Annotated in this window: 2 protein-coding genes; both read right to left on the minus strand. The window is 70.4% G+C overall.

Annotated features, from left to right (window positions below):
- Positions 1–93: histidine phosphatase family protein (locus tag Q0L15_RS21185; RefSeq protein ID WP_296606723.1), on the minus strand; the 93-nt coding region annotated here is incomplete at its 3' end.
- Between the two features lie 17 nt (positions 94–110).
- Positions 111–335 (minus strand): hypothetical protein (locus Q0L15_RS21190; protein WP_296606720.1); only part of this gene is annotated, 225 nt, incomplete at its 5' end.

Genomic DNA, 335 nt, shown 5'->3' on the forward strand with positions numbered 1-335 from the left:
CTCGGGGAGCAGCGGGAGGTCGGTGGTCGACGTGTGCCGACCGTTCGCGCTCCACTCGGTCTTGCCGTGCCGGACCACCCAGAGCTCGTTCACGCCTCCATTGGAACAGGTCAGTCGTCGGCGAGCACGACGACCCGGTCGCCGGGCAGCACGTGGAACGTCTCGGACTTGGCCGGGTTCACCCGGACCCCGAACGACGCCTCTCCCTCGGCGCGCGCCTCGGACTTGTAGCCGATCGCGGTCTCGTTGCGGCGCGAGGCGCCCGCGATGATCGTGGCGTAGCTGACCTCGGCGCCCGGCTCGACGTACCACTCCGCCGGGCGCAGGTAGATCTC

This window comes from Nocardioides sp., from assembly GCF_024509035.1.
Lineage (GTDB): Bacteria > Actinomycetota > Actinomycetes > Propionibacteriales > Nocardioidaceae > Nocardioides.